Below are 18,930 nucleotides of genomic sequence, written 5' to 3' on the forward strand. Positions count from 1 at the left end.
TGGGGGAAGAGGGAGTGGCCCGATCAGGCCACGCAGGGTCACGCCCTCCCCGTCCGGACGCCACAGCTACCCCGTGAGCCTCGCATGCAGTGATCGCGCTGAGGCGTCCGTCAGGGACGCGATCTGGTCGACGATCACCCGCTTGCGGGCACGATCGTCCGACGCCTGGTCGAACAGGGCTCGAAACTGCGGGTCCAGGCCGTCCGGCGCGCGGACGGTGAGCGCCTGAGCGAGCTCGGCGACGACGATCCGCTGATCGGCGCGGAGCCGCTCCTGCTCGGCGCGCTGCATGACGTACCGGTCGGCGACGGCCTTGAGGACCGCGCACTCAAGCCGGGCCGCGCGCGGGACGACCAGCTCGGCCGCGTACCGGGTGAGCCGGCCCGTCCCGTACGCCGTGCGCGTGGCGGCCTCCGCGGCGAGGCAGAACCGGCCGATGAGCTGGCTGGTGGCGTCCTTCAGCCGGGCCTGCGCGACCGCCGAGCCGTCGTAGCCGTGCGGCCACCACTCCTGGTCCAGGAGGCGGTCGAGGGCCTCGCCGAGCTCGGCGGGGTCGGTGTCCACCGGGACGTACCGCCCGACGGCGACCGCGAAGATCTCCTGCCGCTCGGGCTCCGCGTGCAGGCAGTTGGGGTCGATGTGGCCCGCGTGCAGGCCGTCCTCGACGTCGTGCACGGAGTACGCCACGTCGTCGGCCCAGTCCATGACCTGGGCCTCGAAGGTGGTACGGGTGCCGGGGGCGCCCTCGCGGACCCAGTCGAAGACGGGGCGGTCGTCGTCGTAGACCCCGAACTTCGGGGACTTCGGGTCGGTCGGGTGGGCACCGCGCGGCCAGGGGTACTTCGTGGCGGCGTCCAGAGTGGCGCGGGTGAGGTTGAGGCCGACGCTGACGAGGTCGCCACCCGATTCGCTTCTTACGAAGCGCTTCGGCTCGATGCGGGTGAGCAGTCTGAGCGACTGCGCGTTGCCCTCGAAGCCGCCGCAGTCCTCCGCGAACTCGTTCAGTGCCTGTTCTCCGTTGTGCCCGAAGGGCGGGTGGCCCAGGTCGTGGGAGAGACAGGACGCCTCGACGAGGTCGGGGTCGCAGCCGAGGGCGGCGCCCAGCTCGCGGCCGACCTGGGCGCATTCCAGGGAGTGGGTCAGGCGGGTGCGGGGGCTCGCGTCCCAGACCTGGCTCCTCGTGCCGGGCGTGACGACCTGTGTCTTGCCTGCGAGGCGGCGCAGGGCCGAGGAGTGCAGGACGCGGGCGCGGTCGCGCTGGAAGGCGGTGCGGCCGGGGCGTTTGTCGGGCTCTGTGGCCCAGCGGGCCACTGACGTGGGGTCGTAGCCGGGGGGTGCGATGTGGGGCTCGTACGGGGGTTGGGTGGTTTCGGTGCTGGTGCCTTCCATGTCTTGAACAGTAAGCGGAGCGGCTGACAATTGGGGCGGGGGTTTTGTGCGCCTGCGCGTCTGCCGGGTTCTGTTCGTTTGCGGGTGCGGGTTGAGTTGGGCTGGTCGCGCAGTTCCCCGCGCCCCTAAAAACATCGGCGCCGACTGCGCCCCGAAGGGGCGCGGGGAACTGCGCGACAAGCCACAACGAACCCGCAGTCGACACACCGGGCCAAGCGGAGCGCCTACGCCGAGGCCAGGGTCCGTTCCGGTGTGGCCGGAGCCGCCAGGGTCTGGTCGTAGCGGTGCAGGATCAGGCGGGCCATTGACGGGTGGGCGCCCAGGGGCGCCGAGGCGATCCAGGGGGCCGCCGCCGCGCACTCGGTGGAGAAGCGGCCGGGGGCGGTGAAGTAGGAGGCGACGGCGACGCGATGGCGGCCCCGGGCGGCGAGGGCGCGTACGGCCGCGGGGACGGTGGGGGCCGCGGCGGAGGCGTACGCGGGCACCACGGGGACTCCGAGCCGCTCGGCCAGGTGGCCCGCGGTGCGGCGGGTGTCGACGGCCGCGTCGGGGTCGCGGGACCCGGCGGCGGCGAGCACGACCCCGCTCGCCCTGCGCTCCGCCTCGTCCCGGGGCGCCTGCCAGCCGGCCTCCTGCAGGCGCTCGTACAGCGTCTCCACGAGCAGTGGGTGCGGGCCGAGCGGCGCGGCGACCCGGGTGTGCGCCCGCGCGGCGGCCGCGGCCTCGGGGATGTCCCGCTTGACGTGGTAGCCGCGGCTGAGCAGCAGCGGTACGAGGACGGCGTCGCCGGTGCCGAGGCCCGCGAGCGTGTCGGGCAGCAGGGGCTCGTTCAGCTCGATGTGTCCCAGGTGCACGGGCAGGCCGGGGCGCAGGTCGCGGATCCGGGCCAGGAGGGTCCGGACGGTGCTCAGGGCGCGCGGGTCGCGGCTGCCGTGGCCCACGAGGACGAGCGCGGGCGGGGCGGGGCGCCGGGTGCCGTCGAGAGACACGAGGCTGAGCTGGCTGCCGAGCTGGCTGCTGATCCGGTTCATGAGTTGCGCCGTACTGTCGAAGTGGACGCCACGCGGCGGCTGGCCGCCGGGGCGGGGCTCGGACTCGTAGCGAGAAGGGTTCGACACCGTCATGCACCGATGGTGCGGGTCGGAGGTTGCCACCCCGTTGCGCCGGAATGACGGGTCTTTTCCGGGGGTTCACGGTGGGGTGTACGGGGTCTGTGAGGCGCGGTGACCTGCGGTTACGGCTCCCGGGGTGAAGCTGGTCACTGCGCGCCGGGCGAACCGGATCACCCGAATGGGCGTCCTCAGGGTCGAGGCCACCTGGGGAGGGACCGTCAAGATGCGTCGTCCGAAGCTGCCGAAGCTGCCGAGAACGCGCCTGCCACGACCACGCCTGCCGAGACTGCGCCTGCCACGGACCCGGACCGGGCAGCGCCGGGCCGTGCAGGCCGTGATGGCCGGGTGCGTCCTCGCGCTGCTCCCGTCGACGTGGATGTACGTGGTCGCGGGCGACCGGCTGCGGACGACGGCGGACGTGCCGCGCACCGAGGTGGCGGTCGTCTTCGGGGCGGGGCTGTGGCGCGGCGAGCCGTCGCCGTATCTCGCGCACCGGCTGGACGCGGCGGCCGAGCTGTACCGGGACGGCCGTGTGGAGGTGCTTCTGGTCACCGGGGACAACAGCCGCGAGGACTACGACGAGCCGGACGCCATGCGCACGTACCTCACGGAGCGTGGTGTGCCCGACGCGCGGATCGTCAGCGACTACGCGGGCTTCGACACCTGGGACTCCTGCGTTCGCGCCAAGAAGATCTTCGGCGTCGACAGGGCCGTGCTGATCAGCCAGGGCTTCCACATCCGCCGCGCGGTCGCGCTCTGCCAGGAGGCAGGCGTCACGTCGTACGGGGTCGGGGTGGACGCCGTGCACGACGTGACCTGGTACTACGGGGGCGCCCGGGAGGTCCTCGCGGCGGGGAAGGCACTCCTGGACGCGGTCTTCGAGCCGGATCCCCACTTCCTCGGGCCCCAAGAGCCGGGCGTGGAACGGGCGTTGGCGGCGGGTGGCCGATAGTCGACGAGACGCAGATCACGCGTGCCTCCGGGTTTGACGCGGACCGCTCACCCTGCCGCGTGAAACCGATTCCGCAGCGCTCTGTAGTCAACTGATCACGGATAGTGTCTTTTTCAGGGGGCCGGATCCGAACCGGGCCCAAGAGGAGGGACACATGATGACTGGTCTGCGTACCGCGTTCGTCGCCGCCATGGCGGCCGCGCTGTTCTCGGCTCCGGCCGCCATGACGACCGCCGTGGCGGACGACGACGCGGCGGCGAAGGAGCCGGGATGCGCCAAGCTCGGTGCCTACGGCGACGGTTGGGCCGACATCCACAACGTGTGCAACTACACGATCTCCGCCAGTGTCGAAGTCGACGGCTTCGACCCGAGCTGTATCCAGATCGGCCCCGGCGGGGTCGGACGCATCGGTCTGGACCCGGGCGACGTCCCGTACTACGCGTACGTGTGCTGAGCCGGCCACTGAACCAACGGCCGAACCAGCGGCTGAGTGGGCGCTGCTTCTGAGCGGGGCCGGCGGGACTTCCTCACGTCCCGCCGGTTCCGGCGGGGAGGTCCCCGTGCCTGCCGTGTAACGGGGAGCGTCGCGCCGCGAAACACGGCCGACGCACGCTGACCGGTATGCAGACCACCGCCACGCCCACCCACTGCCCGTACTGCGCCTTGCAGTGCGGCATGAATCTGACGCCCACGCCGGACGGCGGCGGCAGTCCGGTCGAGGTGACGGAGCGCCCGGACTTCCCGGTGAACCGGGGCGCCCTGTGCGGCAAGGGCCGTACGGCGCCCGCGCTGCTCTCCCCCGGGGTGCGGCTGACCTCGCCCCTGATCCGCAGGGCGGGAGTGCTGGAGCCGGCCGGCTGGGACGAGGCGCTCGACCGGATCGCCGAGGAGCTGTCCCGCACGCGCAAGGAGCACGGCCCGGACGCGTGCGGGGTGTTCGGCGGGGGCGGGCTGACCAACGAGAAGGCGTACACGCTCGGGAAGTTCGCCCGGGTCGTGCTCGGCACCTCGCAGATCGACTACAACGGCCGCTTCTGCATGTCGTCCGCCGCGGCCGGCGGCATCAAGGCCTTCGGCCTGGACCGGGGACTGCCCTTCCCCCTGGAGGACATCCCGAGGACGGGGTGCGTCGTCCTGGTCGGTTCCAACCTCGCCGAGACCATGCCGCCGGCGCTCCGCTATCTCACCGAACTCAGGGAGAACGGCGGCACGTTGGTCGTCATCGACCCGCGCCGCACCCGGACCGCCGAGCAGGCCGACCTGCACCTCGCGCCCCGCCCCGGCACCGATCTCGCCCTGGCCCTCGGGCTGTTGCACCTGGTGGTGGCGGAGGGGCGTACGGACGAGGCGTACATCCAGGAGCGAACCAGCGGCTGGGAGGAGGCGCGGGCCGCCGCGATGGCGCACTGGCCGGAGTACGTGGAGCGCATCACGGGTGTCTCCGTCCCCCAACTCCGGGAGACAGTGCGGATGTTCTGCGAGCCGGAGTCCGCGATGGTGCTCACCGCGCGCGGGCCCGAGCAGCACTCCAAGGGCACGGACACCGTCGGCGCGTGGATCAACCTCTGTCTGGCGACCGGGCGTCCGGGGCGGCCCTTCTCCGGGTACGGCTGTCTCACCGGGCAGGGCAACGGGCAGGGCGGGCGTGAACACGGCCAGAAGGCCGACCAGTTGCCCGGCTACCGCAAGCTCGACGATCCCGCGGCCCGCCGCCATGTGGCCGAGGTCTGGGGCGTCGACCCCGACTCGCTGCCGGGGCCCGGCCGCAGTGCGTACGAGCTGCTCGACGCCATGGGTACGGACATCCGTGCCCTGCTGCTGATGGCCTCCAACCCGGTGGTGTCCGCGCCCCGGGCCGCCCATATCGAGGAGCGGCTGAAGTCCCTCGACTTCCTCGCGGTCGCCGACGTCGTGCTGTCCGAGACGGCCGCGCTCGCGGACGTCGTCCTGCCCGTGACCCAGTGGGCCGAGGAGAGCGGCACGACGACCAGCCTGGAGGGGCGGGTCCTGCTGCGCAGGCAGGCGATCACTCCTCCGGAGGGCGTCCACAGCGATCTGCATGTGATGCACGAACTGGCCGACCGGCTGGGTGTGGAGAAGGGCTTCCCCACCGACCCGGAAGAGGTCTTCGAAGAACTGCGCCGGGCCAGCGCGGGCGGGCCCGCCGACTACTCGGGCATCACGTATCGGCGTCTGGTGGAGGAGAACGGGGTTTTCTGGCCGTGTCCGGCGGACGGGGCGGCGGGGGGCTCCGGGAACGGCTCAGCGGGTGGCTCCGCCGAGGATCCGGAGGGTGGGGGCCAGGAACCGGGTGCTCATCCTGGTACTCCGCGTCTTTTCCTCGACCGGTTCGCCACACCCGACGGCCGTGCGCGGTTCGTCGCCGTGAACCATCGGCCGTTGGCGGAGGAGCCGGACGAGGAGTATCCGGTGCTGCTGACCACCGGGCGGGTCGTTTCGCAGTACCAGTCCGGTGCGCAGACCCGTCGGGTGGATGAGCTGAACGCCGCCGCGCCCAGCTCTTTCGTGGAGTTGCATCCCCGGCTGGCCGAGCGGGTCGGGGCCGTGGAGGGGGAGCCGGTGGCCGTGGTGTCCCGGCGTGGACGCGCCGTCGCGCCCGCGCGGATCACCACTTCCATTCGGCCCGACACCGTGTTCATGCCGTTCCACTGGCCGGGCGAGGGGCGGGCCAACACGTTGACCAATCCGGCCCTCGACCCGACCTCGCGGATGCCGGAGTTCAAGGCTTGTGCGGTGCGGGTGGAGAGGGTGGAGGGGGTGGGCTGAGCTTCGTGGGGCGGGTGCGGGTTCGTTGTGGCTTGTCGCGCAGTTCCCCGCGCCCCTGACGGGGCACAGGTCATGCCTCCCCGGGGTATCTCCGACATGCGTGGGTTCGTGGGTCGGTTCAGGATGGGGGCATGGACCGCCTGGGTGACGGACTGTTGCTGGGGGTGCTGGACGCGACCCCCGCCTGTGTCGGCATCCTCGATCCCGAACTCCGCTATCTGTACGTCAACCCGGCGCTGGCCCGGCTCAGCGGGAAGCCTGCCGATGAGCATCTGGGCCTGGCCGTCGAGGAAGTACTGCCGTTCACCGGTCGCGGCAAGGGCGTACTGCGTGAGGTGCTGGCCGACGGGCGTTCCCGTGAGGGCATCAACGACGGCGTGACGCTCTCCGAGGCGGGCCTGGAGCACCACAGCTGGCGCGGCGCGTACCACCGGCTTGAGGCCGACGGGGACGTCGTGGGCGTGGCCGTGGTCATCATGGTGATCAACGGCGTACGGCATCAGCACCGGGAGCTGGAACGGGTGCGGAAGCGGCTGGCCCTGCTGGACCGCGCCGCCACCCGCATCGGCACCACGCTCCGCGTCGACGACACCTGTGCCGAGCTGGCCGGCTTCCTCTCCTCGGAGCTCGCCGACATGGCCGCGGTGATGATGTACCCGGCCCCGCACGGCTCGGAGCACCTCCCCGAACACCGTCCGCGGCCCGAGCGGCACGGTCCGGTCCTGCTGCGTATGGCGGGGGTCGCGGCCGTGCCCATCTCCAGGACTATCTGGTGCAGATCAGCGCGACCGTGGGCGAGCAGCTGCACTACCGGCACGGGTCGAGCGTCCAGCGCTGTCTGGAGAGCGGCGGTCCCGTGGTGGAGAACCAGCTCAGCGCCGAGGAACTGGGCCGTTCCATACCGGACATGGAGCATTTCGCCGCCCATCGTGCGGTGGGTGTCCACTCCGATCTGGTCGTGCCGCTGACCGCCCGCGGCAATCTGATGGGCGTGGTCGTGCTCGTCAGGGTCGGGGACTCACCGCCCTTCGAGCACCAGGACGTGGTGATGGCCCAGGACCTGGTGGGGCGCGCCGCGATCGGCCTCGACAACGCCCGTCGTTACGCGCGTGAGCACGGCATCGCGGTGGAGCTGCAGCGCGCACTGCTCACCGAAGGGCTGTGCCCACGCCCCGGGATCGAGGTGGCCACGCGCTATCTGCCCGCCGGGGACAGCGCGTTGGTGGGCGGCGACTGGTACGACGTCATACCGATGCCCCGGCGTCGCACGCTGCTCGCGATGGGCGATGTGATGGGCCACGGCGTCGAGGCCGCCGTGGCCATGAGCCACTACCGGGCGATGCTCCGCGTCGTGGCCGCCGAGGATCTGCCGCCGCACACCGTGCTGGAACACCTCGACGAGCTGATCACCCGCTCCGGCACCGACCGTCCCGCCACCTGTCTGCTCGTCCTGGCCGATCCGCCGAGCGGCGAGTGCCTGTACACCAGCGCCGGCCATCTGCCGCCCGCGATCCTGGACGCCGACGGCAGGGTCGGTCTGTTCCCTGTCCCGGTGGGTCCGCCCCTGGGTACCGGGTTCGGCGGCTACGAGACGGTCACCGGCTGCTGCGCTCCCGACCGGACCCTGCTCCTCTACACCGACGGCCTGGTGGAGCGCCGGGAACAGGACGTCGACGAGTGGCTCGGCCGCCTCACCCGGCAGCGCCTCCCCAGCGACGGCTCCCTGGAGGACCAGTTGGCCGTCCTCCTGGCCGGCCTCGTCCCGGGCGGCACGGCGGAGGACGACGTGGCGGTCATGGCGGCGCGGCTCCGTCCGTAGAGTCCGACACCTGGATGGCGGGCCCCCCGGGCCGGGGCCTCAGCGCGTCCGCCAGTCGCCCCCGGCGATGCGCCTGCCCCGCGCCCGCAGCGCCGCCTCGACCGTGGGGGCTGCCACGTACACCCAGGCCCGTACGTCCGTGCCGTCCTCGCGGGTCACCTCTCTGGCCACGCGCTCGTAGAGGTTGCCGGGGTCGCCGGGGGCGTACTCCTCCAACCGGTCGAGGGCGTCGAGGAGTTGGCCGTAGTGGCCGGGGTCGGCCGTGACCAGTTCCCCGCACACCACGCCGCCGGGTTCCTCGACGGCGTACGGATAGCCCGGTCCGTCGTAGAGCACCGCGCCGGTGAGCCTGCCCGGCACCTCCGAGCGCGTACGGCCGCGCAGGAAGAGGTCGTGGTTGTGCTCGCCGGGGCGCAGGGTCCCGTAGACGAAGAAGGGCAGTCGGCCGCTCACCCGATGGTCTCCTCTCCCCGGTGTCTCCGGGCTTGCTCTCCGCGGTCTCCCCGGGCTTGCTCCCGCCGGCCTCTCCCGGCGTGCCCGGACCTTTGACCTTTGACCATTGACCTTTGCAGAAACGATTCTCACCCCTCACACATCCCCCGGCAGTCCGCTATGGACATGCCAGGTCCGGGCCACCTAGAACTGTGCGGACACCCCCCACCAGCCACTCCCCACTCCCCCCACCACCACGCGTTTCGCGTGCCTTCCCGAGGAGTTCGATGAGTCGGACACGGCACATCCGAGGCTCGCGCCTCGCCACCGTCGGTATATCGGCGGCGGCCACCACTCTGCTGACGGGGGCGCTGGCCCCGAGCGCGGTGCCGGCCGACGGACCGACCCGGGACACCGTCCTCGGCAACGCGGCGGCGGTCCTCGCCGACCAGGCCGCCCGGCTGGGCCTCACCTCCGCGCAGGGCACCGAGGCCCGTGACGTGGTCGTCGACGCGGACGGCACCCAGCATGTGCGCTACGACCGGACGTACCGCCAACTCCCCGTGCTGGGCGGCGACTTCGTGGTCCACCTGACGGCGGCCGGCGACTACCGGGCCGCCGACCGGGCCACCACGCGTCCGCTCTCCCTCGCGAGCATCACGCCGTCGGTGTCCGCCCCGAAGGCCGCCGACCTGGCTGCCACGGCACTGCGCCTCGCGAACGTCGGCGAGACGCTCCGCGGGATAACGGCCAAGCCCCAGCTGGTCGTTGACGCCCTGCACGGCGCTCCGAAGCTGGCCTGGCGCACCGAGGCCGGGGGCAAGGACTCGCTCGGCAACCCCGTCGCCCGTGTGGTCCTCACCGACGCGGTGACCGGCAGGCAGATCGACGCCTGGGACAGCATCGAGACGGCGACCGGCGACGGCCGCTCCCTCTACAGCGGCAAGGTCCCGCTGGAGACGACACGGTCCGGTTCGACGTACCAACTCTCCGACCCCACACGGGGAAACACGTACACGGGCGACACGAAGAACAAGACGGACTCCTGCATCCTCATCATCTGCTACCAGCGTGCCCCCGCGCCCGTCCTCACCGACGCCGACAACCACTGGGGAACCGGGGCGACTTCGAGCCGCGCCTCGGCGGCGGTGGACGCGCAGTACGGCACCGACACCACCTGGGACTACTACAAGAACGTCCACGGGCGCGCCGGCATCGCGGGCGACGGCAAGGGCTCGTTCAACCGGGTGCACTACGGCAGCGCGTACAACAACGCGTTCTGGGACGACAGTTGCTTCTGCATGACGTACGGGGACGGTGACGGGAAGATCTTCGGGCCGCTGGTGTCCCTGGACGTGGCCGGGCACGAGATGTCGCACGGTGTGACGTCCAAGACGGCGGCGCTGACGTACTCGGGCGAGCCCGGCGGTCTGAACGAGGCGACGTCGGACATCTTCGGCACGCTGGTGGAGTTCTACGCCAAGAACCCCGCCGACCCCGGGGACTGGCGGATCGGCGAGAAGATCGTGAAGTCCGGCTTCGGCCGCTCCGCACTGCGCTACATGGACCAGCCCTCCAAGGACGGCAACTCCGCGGACTGCTGGACCTCCACGGTCGGTGACCTGGACGTCCACTACTCCTCGGGCGTGGCCAACCACTTCGCGTACCTGCTCGCGGAGGGCAGCGGCCCGAAGACCATCGGCGGCGTCGCCCACAACGGCACGACCTGCAACGGCGCGAAGGTGACCGGCATCGGCAGGGCCAAGCTCGGCGCGATCTGGTACCGGGCGCTGACGGTCTACATGACGTCGTCGACGAAGTACGCGGGCGCGCGGGTCGCCACGCTGAGCGCGGCGAAGGATCTGTACGGGGCCGGGAGCGCGGAGTACCGGACGGTGGGGGCGGCCTGGTCGGCGGTGTCCGTGAACTGACCCGGGCTCGTGGAGCGGGCCGGGGGCGGGGCAGCGCGGTAGGAGGTCGGAGCCCGCCGGGGCTGGGCCTGGAAATCGCGTTGCCCCGCCCCCGGCCCGACACTAAGGTCGGTCGGGTGACTGCCGGGTCGGCCTTGGGCCATGCACGAGTGGGGTTCCCGGCCTCGGCGTGAGCGCGAGGCGGGCCAGAGCCCCGCCCTTTCTCCGTGTCTTTGCAGCAGGCGCGCCGCCCAGGCGTGCGCCATGCCCCAGAGCGTCCGTGCGCACGATGGCACGCGCTCTTCGTCGCGCACCCAAAGACCGGAGACACCTCACCGATGTCACATGACCAGCAGCACGCGAACACCTCCGAACTGCCCACGACCACAGCCCAGTTGAACCACACCGTCGTGTACGCGACCGACCGGCACCTGTCGGCCGAGTTCCTCGCCGCGGTCCTGGAACTGAAGGTCGGCGCTCCCTTCGGCCCCTTCATTCCCGTCGATCTCGGCAACGGCGTGACCCTCGACTACTACGAGTTCGGGGACGGGCCGATCCAGTCCCAGCACTACGCCTTCCTCGTGCCCGACACCCGCTTCGACGCCATGATCGCCCGCCTGGAGGTCCTCGGCGTCACGTACTACGCGGACCCGAGCCACACCGAACCCGGCCGGACCAACGACCTGTTCGGCGGCCGGGGCGCCTACTTCGCCGACCCGGACGGCCACAACATGGAGATCATGACCCGGCCGTACGCCCGTCCCTGACGGTCAGAGACGGTCGGAGACGGTCGGAGACGGTCAGATCACGCGGAAGAGGTCGGCGGCGGCGTGGCGCCGTTCTCTGCCCAGACCGCTGTCCCTCCGCCCTTTGTCCAAGCAACATGGAGCCGTGCGGGCTCCGAGATCGTCCCGTGGCGAATTCCGGTGTCCCTGGACATGGCCCTGTGGAACTCTGATCCAATGCCCGATTCCCGGTTCCGCGGTGACAGGTCCAGCAGGTCGCACGGTGTGCGCCTGGCCACGTACAGCGCCGTTTCCGTCGCGTTGGCCGAGTACGGCGACGACGAACTGAACGCCCTCGTTCGCGGGGCGGCGCCGCTCGGTTCCGGTATCGGCGGGCGGTCGGCGCTCCTGGATGTCGACGGCACCCAGGTCTTCGTCAAACGCGTGCCCCTGACCGCGGCGGACACGCTGCCGGAGAACGTCCGGTCGACCGCGAACGTCTACGGGCTGCCCGCCATCTGCCACTACGGCATCGGCGGGCCCGGCTTCGGAGCCTGGCAGGAACTGGCCGTGCACGAGATGACCACGAACTGGGTGCTCGCCAACGACTTCCAGGGCTTTCCGCTGACGTACCACTGGCGCGTACTGCCGGACTACGCGAGCGACACGGACGGCTCGGGCGACGGCAACACCCTCGGCACGGCCGGCACGGTCGACGCACCGGCTCTCCCCGAAGAGCTGGCCGACGTCGACCGGGTCGTCGCGTTCTGGGACGGCAGCCAGGAGGTGCGCCATCGGCTCGAAGGGCTCCGAGAGGCCTCGGCGAGCCTCACCCTCTTCCTGGAGTACGTACCTCAGACACTCCACCAATGGCTCGACGAACGGATCCGGGAGGGCGGCGAGTCGGCGGACCGGGCGTGTTCCTGGGTGGACGAGGCCCTGCACGCGGGCACGTCCTTCATGAACTCGCACGGGCTCATCCACTTCGACGCCCACTTCGAGAACATCCTGACCGACGGCCGCCGCCTGTACTTCGCCGACTACGGCCTGGCCCTGTCCTCCGGCTTCGGCCTCTCCCCCGAGCACACCCGCTTCTTCGAGCGACACCGGACGTACGACCGCTGCTACACGATCACCTACCTGGTGAAATGGCTGATCACCGCCGTGTACGAGTACGGAAGGGACGACCGCGAGGAGATGATCCGCGCCTGCGCCCGCGGTGCCCACCCCGCCGAACTCCCCGATGCCGCCGCGGAGATCGTGACGCGATACGCGCCACTGGCCACGGTGTTCGCGGACTTCAGCCGCACGCTCCAGGACGAGAGCAGGCGGACCCCGTATCCGGTGGAGGAGATCCATCGGATCGGCGTCGACCACCGCCTGTTCGCCTCCTGACCGCACCATCTCCCGACGACTGACGACTGACGACTGCCCACGACCGACTTACGGAGACCCATGCCACCCGGTCCGAAGATGCACGCCGACGAACTCGACATCGACGCCGCGCTCGTCGGCCGGCTGGTGGCGGAGCAGTTCCCCGAGTGGGCGGAGCTGCCCGTCCGGGAGGTCCGCTCGGCCGGAACCGACAACGCCATGTACCGGCTGGGCGACGACATGGTCGTACGGCTGCCGCGGCTGCCCGGTGGGGCCCGGCAGGTGGACAAGGAGCAGCGGTGGCTGCCGCGGCTGGCACCGCACCTCCCGCTGGCCGTGCCGGTACCGCTCGCCGAGGGGGCGCCCGGCGAGGGGTACGCGCTGCCGTGGGGCGTGTTCCGCTGGCTGGACGGCGACAACGTCTTCGACGCGCCTCTCACCGGCCGGACCGAACTCGCCGACGCCGCCGGCGAGTTGGGCAGGTTCGTCGCGGCGCTGCGGAAGGTCGACGCCACCGGCGGGCCGCCGTCCTGGCGTGGCGGGCCCCTCACCGACGACGGTGAGGACGACGTCCGTGCCGCGATCCGCGACCTGGGCGCGGCCGGCACGCTGGACGCGGACCTCGCGACCGCCGCCTGGGAGGAGGCCCTGCGGCTCCCCCAGTGGGACGGGGACCCGGTCTGGCTCCACGGCGACCTCCTGCCGGGCAACCTGCTCGCCCACGGAGGCCGCCTCAGCGCGGTCATCGACTTCGGCGGCCTCGGCGTCGGCGACCCGGCGGCCGACGTACTCGCCGCCTGGGCCGTCTTCACCCCGGAGACCCGTGGGCTGTTCCGCGAGGCGGCCGAGGTCGACGACACGACCTGGGCGCGGGGACGCGGCTGGGCCCTGTGCTTCGGCCTGGTGGCGGAGCACCACTACCGGGTCACCAATCCCGTACTCGCCACCGTGGCCAACCGAGCGGTGACGGAGGCGCTGGCCGAGTACGGGTCCGGGGCCAAGACCGAGGCCGGACCCGAGGCCGGACCCGAGGCCGGAGCCGCGGACTGAGGCACGGTTTCGGTCAACCTCCGTACGGCCGGACCGACTTCGCCTCCCTCAGCGCCAGCCCCCACCACGCCAGTTGGTCCAGCATCACCTTTGCCGCCGCGTCCGGGGCCGAGGGGTCCTTGTGGTGGCCCTTGTCGTCGAAGGACGCGCCCGCGTTGTGGAAGGACACCGTGTCGCGAACGGTGACGGCGTGGAGTTCGGCGAAGACCTGGCGGAGCTGTTCGACGGCTCGGAGGCCGCCCGAGAGGCCGCCGTAGGAGACGAAGGCGACGGGCTTGGCGCGCCACTCGTGGAAGTGCCAGTCGATGAGGGCCTTGAGGGACGCGGGGAACGAGTGGTTGTACTCGGGGGTGAGAACGACGAAGGCGTCGGCGGCGGCCAGGTGGGGGGTGACCTTGCCCAGCTCGGCGGCCACCTCGGCGGACGGGGAGTGGGAGAGGGCCGTCGGCAGGTGTACGTCAGCGGTGTCGACGACGTCCACCGCGAGGTCGGACCGGTCCCGGATCCGGCTCAGCAGCCACTCCGCGACGACCGGACCGAACCGGCCCTCCCGGTTGCTCCCGACGATCACGGCGATCTTCAGGGGCTCGGGGAGGAAGTCGGGCTCGGGGAGGGGAACGGGCGCCGGGAGGGAGTCGGACGCGGGGAGGGGGACTGGAACCTCTGTGGTGGAGTTCATGGCGCCCAGCCTCATACCTCAACCAAACTTCAGGTCAAGTCGGCCGGTCGGGTGGTCGCCCGGGAGGGCCGGTCACCCGTTCACACGCGCCGGCCGTTCCGTTCGGGTTCTTTTTGCGGATGTGGTGGCGACACGCCGATGACCTGCCGAAACAGCCCCGGACGGCCCGCCCGGAACCTCCGCCTGACACCCGTTCACATCAATTCTGACGTCTCATCAGGAGGCGTACGTCCCCGACTGCCACTTTCCTCGGTAGGGCAGGGGCGTGACCGACGCAGCGGCACATGGGGGTGCCGCGGGTCGTGCCCTCTCGGAGGAGCAAGCAACGATGCGCACAGCCCGTCCGCTGACCGGTACCGCGCTCGCCGTCGCCGCGGTGGCCCTCGCCGCCGCCCCCGCGTACGGCGTCGGAACGGGGTCCATCGAGCTGTACCCGGCCACGGTCGCGCCCGGCGCCGAGGTCACGGTGAACACGGCGGCATGCGGTGCGACGGACGCGGTGGCGGGTGACGCCGGTGCCGTCGGCGCGGGTGCCTTCACTCTGTTGCCCAGCCCGCACGAGGGCGACGCGGTCGGGCAGTTCCGGGTGCCGCCGTCCGCCCAGCCAGGCACGTACGAGATCGTCGCGCGCTGTGCGAGCGGCAAGCGGATGACCGGCGACCTGGTGGTCACGCTCACCTCCACCGAGGAGAGCGGGCAGCAGGTCCACCCGAGAGGAAGCGTGAAGACGGGGGTCGGCGGCGCACTGGGCCCCGACCCCGTGCAGACCGCGGCGGGAGTGGCGGCCCTTGCCGTCGCCGCCGCGGGCGGTACCTGGCTCCTGCATCGCCGGGCGAGAGGCGACGGGATCTGACGGACACCCTCCGCTGTCCGTCCGCCGGTACCGCCGTCCCCTCCCCCTCCGGGCCCGACGCCCCTCGCGTCCCGGAGGGGGACGCGGGACCAGCCGACAAACGACCAGGGGAATCGAGCCACCGGAGAGGAGACATACGTGCACCGGTTCGCCAACAGCTCGATAGTCGCCGTCACCCTTGTCGCCCTCCTCTCCGGTGCCTGGCTGCTGCGCAGTGGGGCGCAGACGCATGCCCCGCCGCAGCCCTCGGCCGCGCAGGGACGCGCCGGCGCCCATGTGGACCGGCCCGCGGCCGCCGCGCTGCTGCCCGCCCCGCCCGAACGCGTCCGTATCCCCTCGATCCGGGTGGACGCCCCCCTCCTGGGCCTCGGTCTCACCCCGCAGGGCAGCCTCGACGTGCCGCCGGCCGGCCGGGCGGACCTCGCCGGCTGGTACGCGGCCGGGACCGCGCCGGGCGAGAAGGGCACCGCGATCGTCGCCGGCCATGTCGACAACGCCGATGGACCCGCCGTCTTCTACCATCTGGGCGCCCTGGAGAAGGACAGCACCATCGAGGTCGAGCGCCGCGACGGCACGGTCGCCCTCTTCTCGGTCGACGCGGTCGAGGTGTACGACGCCCGCGACTTCCCGGACGAGAAGGTGTACGGGGCCGCGGGGCGCCCGGAGCTGCGGGTCATCACCTGCGGCGGCGGCTATTCGGAGGCGACGGGCTACCAGGGGAACGTGGTCGTCTTCGCCCATCTGACGGGCAGCCGATAGAAGCCGGCCATGGTGGCCTCCACGTCGGCCGCTACGCCAGCCACTGCTGGTACGCCAGGTTCGCCACCAGCGCGAAGACCACCGTCAGCAGTACGACCCGGACGAACCCACTGCCCTTCTTGAGCGCGGTGTGCGCCCCGACCATCCCGCCGACGAGGTTGAAGACGGCCATCAGGGCCGCCAGCTGCCAGTACACCGTGCCCTGCCAGGCGAACATCGCGAGGGCTCCCGCGTTGGTGCAGCAGTTGACGATCTTCGCGGTGGCGGAGGCGGTCACCAGGTCGAGGTGCAGCAGCGCGGTCAGGGCGAGCACGAGGAACGTTCCCGTGCCGGGGCCGACGAGCCCGTCGTAGAAGCCGATGCCGAGGCCCGCGAGGCCGATCGCGGCGAGGACGCGGCGCGGGGAGACGGGCGCGGTCGAGGGCGCGGTGCCGAAGGAGGGCCGCAGGATCACGAAGGCGCCGACGCCGAGCAGGACGACCATGACCACCGGCTTCAGCACGTCGGTGCTCATCCCGGCGGCGACCAGCGCACCGGCCGAGGATCCGGCGAGCGCCGCCAGGCCGATCCGTACGGCGGTTCCGACGTCCACGGGCGCCTTGCGCGCGTACGTCACCGCCGCGCCCGTGGTGCCGACGATCGCCACGGCCTTGTTGGTGCCGAGCGCGTACTGGGCGGCCGAGCCCGAGTTCGGCAGCCCGAGGAGCAGTACGGGGAGCAGCAGGAGCCCGCCGCCGCCCACCACCGCGTCGATCCAGCCCGCCGCGAGAGCGGTCAGGCACAGGACGACGACCATGGTCAGCGATATGTCGGGCATGATCGCGACACTATGGACGAGGTAGGTGTGCCGTCCACGAATCCTGTGAACCTTGAGGATCTTCAGAGGTTCGGGGCAACGGTGGACGAAGGGGGTCAGCCCGCCGTTTCCAGGTAGCGCAGGACCGCCAGTACCCGTCGGTTCCCCGTGTCGGAGGGCAGCAGGCCGAGCTTGGTGAAGATGTTGGCGATGTGCTTCTCGACGGCCCGTTCCGAGACGCCGAAGGATGTGGCGACGGCGTGGTTCGTACGGCCCTCTGCCATCAGCGCGAGCACCTCGCGTTCGCGGGCCGTGAGGGCGTCCAGGGCGCTGGCGCGGCGGCTCGCGCCGAAGAGCTGGGCGACGACCTCGGGGTCGAGGGCGGTGCCGCCGGCGGCGACCCGCTCCAGCGCGTCCACGAACTCCCCGATGTCGACGACCCGTTCCTTGAGCAGGTAGCCGACGCCGCCCGGGTTGGTGCCGAGGAGCTGTGCGGCGTACTTCGTCTCGACGTACTGGGAGAAGATCAGCACCCCGGTGCCGGGGTGGTCCGCGCGCAGGCGTACGGCGGCCCGCAGGCCCTCGTCGGTCTGGGTCGGCGGCAGCCGGATGTCGACGACGGCCGCGTCCGGGCAGTGCTCGGCCACGGCGGCGAGCAGCGCGTCGGCGTCCCCGACGGCCGCGGCGACCTCGACGCCCCGCAGCTGGAGGAGCTGGGCCAGCCCGTCGCGCAGCAGGGCGGAGTCCTCGGCGATGACAACGCGCATATGGCCCCCGTGATCGACAAGGCAGTCAGTAAGGCAGCTCGACCGTGACCACCGTAGGGCCTCCCGGCGGGCTGTCGCAGGTGAGCGTGCCGTCGACGGTCCGTACGCGGGTCAGCAGGCCGGTGAGCCCGGAGCCCGCGCCGATCGCCGCGCCGCCGCGTCCGGCGTCGTGGACGGTGAGCCGCAGCAGCCCGGCGCGGGCGGTCACCGTGACCGTGGCGCCGGCCGCCCCGCTGTGTTTCGCCGTGTTGGCGAGGAGTTCCGCGGCGCAGAAGTAGGCGATGGACTCGACGGCGGGCGCGGGGCGGGCCTCGATGTCCGTGACGACCTCGACGGGCAGGGCGCTGTCGGCGGCGAGGGTGGCGAGGGCCGTGTCCAGGCCCTGGTCCAGTACGGGAGGGTGGATGCCCTTGACGAGGTGGCGCAGGTCGGCGATGGCCTGCTTGGCATTGCCCTGCGCGGTGTCGACGACGGCGAGGAGCCGTTCGCGGTCGGCGTCCGCTCCGACCAGTTCCCGGATCATCGTCAGATGCATCGCGAGCCCGACGAGCCGGGCCTGTGTGCCGTCGTGCAGGTCGCGCTCGATGCGGCGGAGGGTCGCCGCCGCGTCGTCCACGGCCTGGGCGCGCGTCTCCTCCAGTGTGCGGATGCGGCGCTCCGCGTCGCTCGGCCCGAGCGTGGCGGCGAGCAGCGCGCGGTGCGGGGCGAGGGCGTGCCGCAGCAGCCAGGGGGCGGCGGCCAGGAGGACGAGCCCGGCCGCCATCGGGATCAACCACCTTGGCCAGGAGTCGAGTTGGACACCGAGGACTTCGATCGACACATGCCGTACGGAGTCTCCGTCGCGCACGGTGTGGTGGTTCCAGCGCTTGAGCAGCGGGTGCAGGGCGGTCTGGGCCCCGTAGGCGTACGCGCCCAGGACCGCGGCGAACCCGAGGACGGCCGTGAAGGGTGTGGCCAGCGCACAGCCGACGGCCCGCCAGCCGGCCCGGCCCAGGAGCAGGGCCCGCCGTCTGCCGAGTACGCCCCGCGCGGGAGGCGTCGGCGGCTCCTCGATCTCCAGGCCCAACAGCCGCCGCGCCAGGGCCCGTTGGACCGACCCGAGGGCGAGCGCGCCCCGCACGGTCAGCGCCAGCAGCCACAGGCCCAGCGTCGTCACGGACAGGGCTCCGCCGACGACGAGCCCCACGAGCGTGAGCACGAAGCCGACGAGGGCGAGCGGGAGCGCGATCAGGGCATAGAGGAGTACGGCGAGGGCCTTCGGGGCGAAGGCGGCGGCCGGACGCCTCAGTACGTCGAGCGCGCGCGCGAGCGCTGCGGTCGGTCTGCGCATGTCGTCAACCTACGGTCGGGCATCGGGGCAGCCCCGGGTCGTGCGTCAGGGCAGCCCCGGGTCGGGCTTCTCAAGGCTGCCGCGGCCGGAGCCGGAGGTCGATGGTGCTCGCACGGAGCTGCGAGGTGGGGATAGCCGCACCCCGGGCCCGTTCCGGGCGACCTCACCGTGCCCCCGCCCCGCCCGCCGAAAACCC

The 18,930-nt window shown here is 72.0% G+C and carries 17 protein-coding genes and 1 pseudogene; 11 read left to right on the forward strand and 7 right to left on the reverse strand.

Going from position 1 to position 18,930, the window contains the following annotated elements; translation table 11 throughout:
• Positions 1 to 66: 66 nt before the first annotated feature.
• Entirely contained in the window at positions 67 to 1,389 is a 1,323-nt protein-coding gene (locus ACFWXQ_RS28600; RefSeq protein WP_383955152.1) for a deoxyguanosinetriphosphate triphosphohydrolase, read from the reverse strand.
• Between the two features lie 224 nt (positions 1,390 to 1,613).
• On the reverse strand, positions 1,614 to 2,513 hold the full coding sequence (locus ACFWXQ_RS28605; RefSeq protein WP_384090796.1) for a sirohydrochlorin chelatase: 900 nt from the start codon (positions 2,511 to 2,513) through the stop codon (positions 1,614 to 1,616).
• Between the two features lie 211 nt (positions 2,514 to 2,724).
• On the opposite strand from ACFWXQ_RS28605, the gene ACFWXQ_RS28610 reads away from it, so the two are divergent.
• The 5 genes and pseudogenes from ACFWXQ_RS28610 (at position 2,725) to ACFWXQ_RS28630 (ending at position 8,059) form a co-directional block, all read left to right on the forward strand.
• Positions 2,725 to 3,453 (forward strand): vancomycin high temperature exclusion protein, encoded by a 729-nt coding sequence (locus ACFWXQ_RS28610; protein ID WP_383947323.1) that lies wholly within the window; start codon positions 2,725 to 2,727, stop codon positions 3,451 to 3,453.
• A 154-nt stretch (positions 3,454 to 3,607) separates the two neighbouring features.
• A complete protein-coding gene (locus ACFWXQ_RS28615) occupies positions 3,608 to 3,907 on the forward strand; it encodes a hypothetical protein (RefSeq protein ID WP_055614138.1) in 300 nt (99 codons plus the stop codon).
• A 167-nt stretch (positions 3,908 to 4,074) separates the two neighbouring features.
• Positions 4,075 to 6,240 carry a molybdopterin oxidoreductase family protein gene (locus ACFWXQ_RS28620; RefSeq protein WP_383947315.1) on the forward strand — a complete coding sequence of 722 codons (2,166 nt, stop codon included), beginning with the start codon at positions 4,075 to 4,077 and terminating at the stop codon, positions 6,238 to 6,240.
• A 131-nt stretch (positions 6,241 to 6,371) separates the two neighbouring features.
• Positions 6,372 to 6,665 (forward strand): annotated as a pseudogene (locus ACFWXQ_RS28625) (PAS domain-containing protein); the annotation flags it as partial.
• Positions 6,666 to 7,012: 347 nt separating this feature from the next.
• On the forward strand, positions 7,013 to 8,059 hold the full coding sequence (locus ACFWXQ_RS28630) for a PP2C family protein-serine/threonine phosphatase (RefSeq protein WP_383947312.1): 1,047 nt from the start codon (positions 7,013 to 7,015) through the stop codon (positions 8,057 to 8,059).
• A 39-nt stretch (positions 8,060 to 8,098) separates the two neighbouring features.
• On the opposite strand, the gene ACFWXQ_RS28635 is transcribed toward ACFWXQ_RS28630, so the two are convergent.
• Positions 8,099 to 8,512: a gamma-glutamylcyclotransferase family protein gene (locus ACFWXQ_RS28635; protein ID WP_383947310.1), complete on the reverse strand. Its 414-nt coding sequence runs from the start codon at positions 8,510 to 8,512 to the stop codon at positions 8,099 to 8,101.
• A gap of 266 nt (positions 8,513 to 8,778) precedes the next feature.
• On the opposite strand from ACFWXQ_RS28635, the gene ACFWXQ_RS28640 reads away from it, so the two are divergent.
• The 4 genes from ACFWXQ_RS28640 (at position 8,779) to ACFWXQ_RS28655 (ending at position 13,550) form a co-directional block, all read left to right on the forward strand.
• Positions 8,779 to 10,422, forward strand: coding sequence for a M4 family metallopeptidase (locus ACFWXQ_RS28640; protein WP_383947307.1), 1,644 nt, complete (start codon positions 8,779 to 8,781; stop codon positions 10,420 to 10,422).
• A gap of 317 nt (positions 10,423 to 10,739) precedes the next feature.
• On the forward strand, positions 10,740 to 11,168 hold the full coding sequence (locus ACFWXQ_RS28645) for a VOC family protein (protein ID WP_383947304.1): 429 nt from the start codon (positions 10,740 to 10,742) through the stop codon (positions 11,166 to 11,168).
• A gap of 195 nt (positions 11,169 to 11,363) precedes the next feature.
• Positions 11,364 to 12,521 (forward strand): protein kinase family protein, encoded by a 1,158-nt coding sequence (locus tag ACFWXQ_RS28650; protein WP_383947302.1) that lies wholly within the window; start codon positions 11,364 to 11,366, stop codon positions 12,519 to 12,521.
• Positions 12,522 to 12,581: 60 nt separating this feature from the next.
• The gene (locus ACFWXQ_RS28655) at positions 12,582 to 13,550 is read left to right on the forward strand and encodes an aminoglycoside phosphotransferase family protein (protein WP_383947299.1); all 969 of its coding nucleotides are present in this window, start codon (positions 12,582 to 12,584) and stop codon (positions 13,548 to 13,550) included.
• Between the two features lie 13 nt (positions 13,551 to 13,563).
• Here ACFWXQ_RS28655 and ACFWXQ_RS28660 read toward each other — a convergent pair whose 3' ends face one another.
• Positions 13,564 to 14,229, reverse strand: a complete 666-nt coding sequence (locus ACFWXQ_RS28660) for an NADPH-dependent FMN reductase (protein WP_383947296.1) — start codon at positions 14,227 to 14,229, stop codon at positions 13,564 to 13,566.
• Positions 14,230 to 14,557: 328 nt separating this feature from the next.
• Between ACFWXQ_RS28660 and ACFWXQ_RS28665 the strand changes: the two genes are divergently transcribed.
• Both ACFWXQ_RS28665 and ACFWXQ_RS28670 read left to right on the forward strand, forming a co-directional pair.
• On the forward strand, positions 14,558 to 15,082 hold the full coding sequence (locus ACFWXQ_RS28665; protein ID WP_383947293.1) for a hypothetical protein: 525 nt from the start codon (positions 14,558 to 14,560) through the stop codon (positions 15,080 to 15,082).
• A gap of 138 nt (positions 15,083 to 15,220) precedes the next feature.
• Positions 15,221 to 15,841, forward strand: coding sequence for a class F sortase (locus tag ACFWXQ_RS28670; RefSeq protein ID WP_383947290.1), 621 nt, complete (start codon positions 15,221 to 15,223; stop codon positions 15,839 to 15,841).
• 31 nt (positions 15,842 to 15,872) lie between these two features.
• Here the strand turns inward: ACFWXQ_RS28670 and ACFWXQ_RS28675 are convergent, their stop codons facing one another.
• From ACFWXQ_RS28675 to ACFWXQ_RS28685, 3 genes are all read right to left on the reverse strand, one after another.
• Positions 15,873 to 16,658: a sulfite exporter TauE/SafE family protein gene (locus ACFWXQ_RS28675; RefSeq protein WP_383947287.1), complete on the reverse strand. Its 786-nt coding sequence runs from the start codon at positions 16,656 to 16,658 to the stop codon at positions 15,873 to 15,875.
• 95 nt (positions 16,659 to 16,753) lie between these two features.
• Complete coding sequence (locus ACFWXQ_RS28680) at positions 16,754 to 17,404, reverse strand: response regulator (RefSeq protein ID WP_383947286.1); 651 nt, start codon at positions 17,402 to 17,404, stop codon at positions 16,754 to 16,756.
• Between the two features lie 25 nt (positions 17,405 to 17,429).
• Positions 17,430 to 18,734, reverse strand: coding sequence for a sensor histidine kinase (locus tag ACFWXQ_RS28685; RefSeq protein WP_383947282.1), 1,305 nt, complete (start codon positions 18,732 to 18,734; stop codon positions 17,430 to 17,432).
• Positions 18,735 to 18,930: the final 196 nt, after the last annotated feature.

The sequence above is a fragment of the Streptomyces sp. NPDC058697 genome (assembly GCF_042715345.1).
GTDB classification, from domain to species: domain Bacteria; phylum Actinomycetota; class Actinomycetes; order Streptomycetales; family Streptomycetaceae; genus Streptomyces; species Streptomyces liliifuscus.

Excerpts from the sequence above, each read along its gene's own strand:
- ACFWXQ_RS28605 (WP_384090796.1), bottom strand. The coding sequence starts at position 2,513 with ATGACGGTGTCGAACCCTTCTCGCTACGAGTCCGAGCCCCGCCCCGGC.
- ACFWXQ_RS28640 (WP_383947307.1), top strand. The coding sequence starts at position 8,779 with ATGAGTCGGACACGGCACATCCGAGGCTCGCGCCTCGCCACCGTCGGT.
- ACFWXQ_RS28610 (WP_383947323.1), top strand. The coding sequence starts at position 2,725 with ATGCGTCGTCCGAAGCTGCCGAAGCTGCCGAGAACGCGCCTGCCACGA.
- ACFWXQ_RS28650 (WP_383947302.1), top strand. The coding sequence starts at position 11,364 with ATGCCCGATTCCCGGTTCCGCGGTGACAGGTCCAGCAGGTCGCACGGT.
- ACFWXQ_RS28645 (WP_383947304.1), top strand. The coding sequence starts at position 10,740 with ATGTCACATGACCAGCAGCACGCGAACACCTCCGAACTGCCCACGACC.
- ACFWXQ_RS28620 (WP_383947315.1), top strand. The coding sequence starts at position 4,075 with ATGCAGACCACCGCCACGCCCACCCACTGCCCGTACTGCGCCTTGCAG.
- ACFWXQ_RS28675 (WP_383947287.1), bottom strand. The coding sequence starts at position 16,658 with ATGCCCGACATATCGCTGACCATGGTCGTCGTCCTGTGCCTGACCGCT.
- ACFWXQ_RS28665 (WP_383947293.1), top strand. The coding sequence starts at position 14,558 with ATGCGCACAGCCCGTCCGCTGACCGGTACCGCGCTCGCCGTCGCCGCG.
- ACFWXQ_RS28680 (WP_383947286.1), bottom strand. The coding sequence starts at position 17,404 with ATGCGCGTTGTCATCGCCGAGGACTCCGCCCTGCTGCGCGACGGGCTG.
- ACFWXQ_RS28615 (WP_055614138.1), top strand. The coding sequence starts at position 3,608 with ATGATGACTGGTCTGCGTACCGCGTTCGTCGCCGCCATGGCGGCCGCG.
- ACFWXQ_RS28685 (WP_383947282.1), bottom strand. The coding sequence starts at position 18,734 with ATGCGCAGACCGACCGCAGCGCTCGCGCGCGCGCTCGACGTACTGAGG.
- ACFWXQ_RS28655 (WP_383947299.1), top strand. The coding sequence starts at position 12,582 with ATGCCACCCGGTCCGAAGATGCACGCCGACGAACTCGACATCGACGCC.
- ACFWXQ_RS28660 (WP_383947296.1), bottom strand. The coding sequence starts at position 14,229 with ATGAACTCCACCACAGAGGTTCCAGTCCCCCTCCCCGCGTCCGACTCC.
- ACFWXQ_RS28600 (WP_383955152.1), bottom strand. The coding sequence starts at position 1,389 with ATGGAAGGCACCAGCACCGAAACCACCCAACCCCCGTACGAGCCCCAC.